Source organism: Caulobacter sp. B11, from assembly GCF_002737765.1.
Taxonomy (GTDB): Bacteria; Pseudomonadota; Alphaproteobacteria; order Caulobacterales; family Caulobacteraceae; genus Caulobacter.
This window is the reverse complement of the sequence record NZ_PEGG01000261.1, coordinates 1-3,788: the sequence shown is the minus strand read 5'-3', so window position 1 is coordinate 3,788 and position 3,788 is coordinate 1. Positions and strand designations below refer to the sequence as shown.

At 66.0% G+C, this 3,788-nt stretch carries 5 protein-coding genes and 2 pseudogenes; all 7 read right to left on the bottom strand.

All coding sequences use genetic code 11. From position 1 onward, the window contains the following. Positions 1 to 393, bottom strand: a 393-nt coding sequence (locus CSW58_RS10645) for an acyltransferase (RefSeq protein ID WP_236627778.1), incomplete at its 3' end; no start/stop codon positions are given. Between the two features lie 183 nt (positions 394 to 576). Beyond that, positions 577 to 981, bottom strand: coding sequence for an OsmC family protein (locus tag CSW58_RS10640; RefSeq protein ID WP_099447266.1), 405 nt, complete (start codon positions 979 to 981; stop codon positions 577 to 579). Between the two features lie 8 nt (positions 982 to 989). Then, on the bottom strand, positions 990 to 1,226 hold the full coding sequence (locus tag CSW58_RS10635; protein ID WP_099447265.1) for a thioredoxin family protein: 237 nt from the start codon (positions 1,224 to 1,226) through the stop codon (positions 990 to 992). A gap of 13 nt (positions 1,227 to 1,239) precedes the next feature. Then, positions 1,240 to 2,286: a permease gene (locus CSW58_RS10630; protein WP_236627777.1), complete on the bottom strand. Its 1,047-nt coding sequence runs from the start codon at positions 2,284 to 2,286 to the stop codon at positions 1,240 to 1,242. 14 nt (positions 2,287 to 2,300) lie between these two features. Next, the gene (locus CSW58_RS10625; RefSeq protein ID WP_099447263.1) at positions 2,301 to 2,600 is read right to left on the bottom strand and encodes a helix-turn-helix transcriptional regulator; all 300 of its coding nucleotides are present in this window, start codon (positions 2,598 to 2,600) and stop codon (positions 2,301 to 2,303) included. A gap of 227 nt (positions 2,601 to 2,827) precedes the next feature. Continuing rightward, positions 2,828 to 3,495: pseudogene (locus CSW58_RS10620) on the bottom strand (carboxymuconolactone decarboxylase family protein). 89 nt (positions 3,496 to 3,584) lie between these two features. Beyond that, positions 3,585 to 3,788: pseudogene (locus CSW58_RS10615) on the bottom strand (VOC family protein); the annotation flags it as partial.

Here is a 3,788-nt window from a genome sequence, read left to right as displayed (position 1 = left end):
ACAGTGACCAGGCCGGCGGGTTGAGGGGAAACAGCGAGGGAAAGACCCGACATCGTGGGCCACCAGACGCGGGATCAACAGCAGGCCGCGCAGCAGGTCCGGCCAGAGGGTGGGATTGACCCGGGCGCTCAACAGCGCGCCGATCAGCATCGACAGCACCACCATCGGCCAGATGCGCACCACCCGGATCCACAGATAGCCGCCCCAGCTGATCTCCCGCTCCTGGAAGGCGTGGGCCAGCACGAAGCCGCTGAGGCAGAAAAAGAAGTCCACCGCCAGATAGCCGTGGGCGAACACCCCGGGCCGGCCGGACCAGTCGGCTGCGTGGTACAGCAGCACCCCAAGCGCCGCGACGCCGCGCAGGCCGTCCAGGGCGGCAAAACGGGGCTTCATGCGGGGGCCTGACGGGTGAACTCACCGCCTGCGGTGTGCCGGGATCGCGGCGCCGCCGCAAGGGGCTGGGGCGCGATCCTTTGGAAACAGGATGAAACAGGGACGCATGCTCGTTAGCGATAATCGATATTTCCGCTTATCTACCAAGGGTGTGTGTCCCTGTTTTCCGTTTCCGCCCGCGTTCTAGCCGCGGCGGCGTATCGTGCCGGTCAATGGCAGGGCCGCCGCCACGGTGTTGGAGATGGTCCCGTACTTGCGCACGTTCCTATGCAGCAGTTCGAGACGCTGATCGTCTTCATCGCTGTCGACGATCAGCTCGTAGTCGACCGAGATCATCTTCGGCGGCGCGTCCTGGCGAACCCCGTGCAGACGCACCTCGACCCCGCGGAGGTCGAAATCGAGCATGGGCATGACCCGCTCGATGCCTTTGATCATGCAGGCGGCGATGGAGGCCAGGAACAACTCCGCCGGGTTGAAGGCGTCTGGCCTGCCGTTGACGTCGGTATCGAGGACGACCTCGGCTTCCTTGCAAGTCGCCAGGCTACCGTGGTGGTCCAGGCGGGTAGCCTTGACGCGATACTCCAACATTTTCGCGCCTACGCCTCGAGCCACTTGGCGAGGTCTTCCGCCTTGGGCAAGCCGCCCGCATGGACGACCTTGCCGTCAATGACGATTCCGGGCGTCGATAGGATGCCGTATCCGGCGATGGCGGCGTAGTCGCTGACCTTCTCGATGGCCACATCGATGCCCTGTCTGGCGGCCTCCTTGCGGACCATGTCCTCTGTCGCTTCACAGCGCTTGCAGCCAGGTCCCAGCACTTTCACGGCTTTCATCGCGGGCGCTTTCTTAGGTGAAGAGGAAATTGAACAGGTAGCCGACGCTGAGAATGCCCAAGGCGACGACCCCGATGAAGACGGCGATCAGCTTCACGCTCAGCACCTTTCGCAGGATGATCATCTCGGGCAGGGACAGGGCGATCACCGACATCATGAAGGCCAGAACGGTGCCGAGCGCCGCACCCTTGCCCAGCAGGGCCTCGATCACCGGGATGATGCCCGCGGCGTTGGAGTACATTGGGACGCCCAGCAGCACGGCGGCCGGCACAGACCACCAGGCGTCCCGGCCCATCACCTGGGCCAGGAGCTCGGCGGGCACATAGCCGTGGATGAAGGCGCCGGCGGCGATGCCGGCAATGATCCACAGCCAGACCTTGCCAACGACCTCGCCCATGGCCGCAAGTCCGGCCTTGAGCCGATCGACGACGGTCATAGGCGCGTCCGACAGATCTGACTCGGCGGCGCGGACCTCGCGCACCCAAGGCTGAAGCCAGCCTTCCAGATGCAGGCGGCCGATCGCCCAGCCGGCGACGATCGCGATGGTGAGGCCGAAAACGAGATAGGTCAGCGCAACCTTCCAGCCCACCAGGGCGAACAGCAGGCCTAAGGCCACTTCATTGACCATGGGGGCCGCGATCAGGAAGGAGAAGGTGACGCCCAACGGGACGCCGGCGGACACGAAGCCCACGAAGATCGGCACAGCCGAGCACGAGCAGAAGGGCGTGACGATGCCCAGGGAAGCCGCAGCGATATTGCCCAGACCCTCGCGGCGGCCGGCGAGCACGGCGCGGGTGCGTTCAGGCGAGAAGAAGCTGCGCACCACTCCCATGCCGAACACCACCAGGGTCAGCAGCATGAGCACCTTGGGCGTGTCGTAGATGAAAAAGGTGATGGCTTCGGCCGCGTGGCTGCCGGGCGCCAGCGGCATGTGGGAGACCGCCCATTCGGAGAAGGGCTTGAGCTGGCCGTAGATGCCGAACCAAGCTGCGATCGCCAGGGCCGTACCGCCAAGCCAGGCTATCGACCTGCGATCCAGCGGCGGCTTGCGATGGATCAAGGACGCACCGGCGTTCATGCGGCCCTCTGCAGTTCAAGTTCGGGGATGCTGAGGAGGGCTGCGTCCACCATGGCGGCGGCGGCCGGCGAGAGGTCGGGATTTCGGCGATAGCGGACCCATTGGGCGTCGCGCCGGTCCACCACCAGTCCAACCTGTCTGAGGACGCCCATGTGCCGCGACATCCGCGACTGAGTGGCGCCCAGTTCGACCATCAGCTCACAAAGGCAATGCTCGGCCCCATCCCAGAGCAGCCGGACGGCGGCGAGCCGGGTGGGTTCGGCCAAGGCGTTGAGAAGTTGGAGCGTCTGGTGCATCTCTCCTTGTATGACTTTGCGCCTATGCGCACAAGCGCATGTCGGGGAGCCCTTCGCGCCCTTGGGAGAGATCTAGGCCGAACAATGCCGACTGGCGCCGCCAGCTCTCAGGTTCCCTGGAACAAGGCGTGAGCCTCGCTATCGCGCTGGGTCTGGCATTCGGAGAAACAGGGGCTGCGGAACAGCGACGCAAACCCTCTATCGTTCGTCGATACTCCCGCTGATCCCTAAACGAGGCGTGTGCCCGTTTCCGGTCGCGCCGTATCCATGAAATCGCGGGCCGCGAACCCCTCCGGCGCCGCGACCTCGACGACCGGTTCGGGCCGGTCATCGAACTCCAGCCGCAGGGCCCGGCTCATTACCGCGTGCATGTCGTAGAGACAGGTGATGTAGGTCAGTTCCAGGATCTGCTCATCGTCGAGTTCGGCCCTGAGGGCCTCGAACAGGCCATCGGCCACCCGCCCGCCGTTGAGGACCAGGGCGTCGGCATAGGCCAGGACCGCGCGCTCGCGAGCATCGAACTGGTCCGACACCGTCCAGGCCGCCACGGCCGCGATCCTGGCCTCGGAGACGCCGAGGCCCCGCAGGGACTTGCAGTGCTGCGAATAGACGAACTGGCTGCCGCGCGCCCAGCCGGCCCGGGTCTGGGCCAGTTCCCGCAGGACCGGATCCAGCTTGCGGGCCGGGTCCCGATAGAGATAGAGCCCAAAGCCGCGGGCCGCATGCAGCAGCACATCGGGGACTGTTGGCGAACACGGTCCACCAGTCGCCCCGCGTGGCCGGTGGCGGTGCCGGGCTGGCTGACCGGATCGCGGTCGCCGAACAGCTGGTCATAGAGGGCCAGGACCTTGGGGTCAGTGACCTCGGCCCGGGGGATCTGGCGCAGGCGCGGCATGGCTCAGACCTCCGCCGGCCGCGGGCCGAGCCTGGCACGTGGCGCACATCGGGCCGGCGTGAAGGGCCGGGTGAAGGCGGCCAGCTCCATCATGATCCCATTGGGGGTCCGGTGAAATAGACCGAGCGCACGAAGACGCCCTCATGGATCTTGCGGGCCACGCCCATCTCGCTGTCGTCGTGATTGACCACCACCGGAAAGGTCTCGACCCCGGCCTCGACCAGGCGCAGTCGCCAGTTTTCCAGCTCGTCCTCGGGAACCGAGAAGGCGATGTGGTTCATGGACCCGACCGC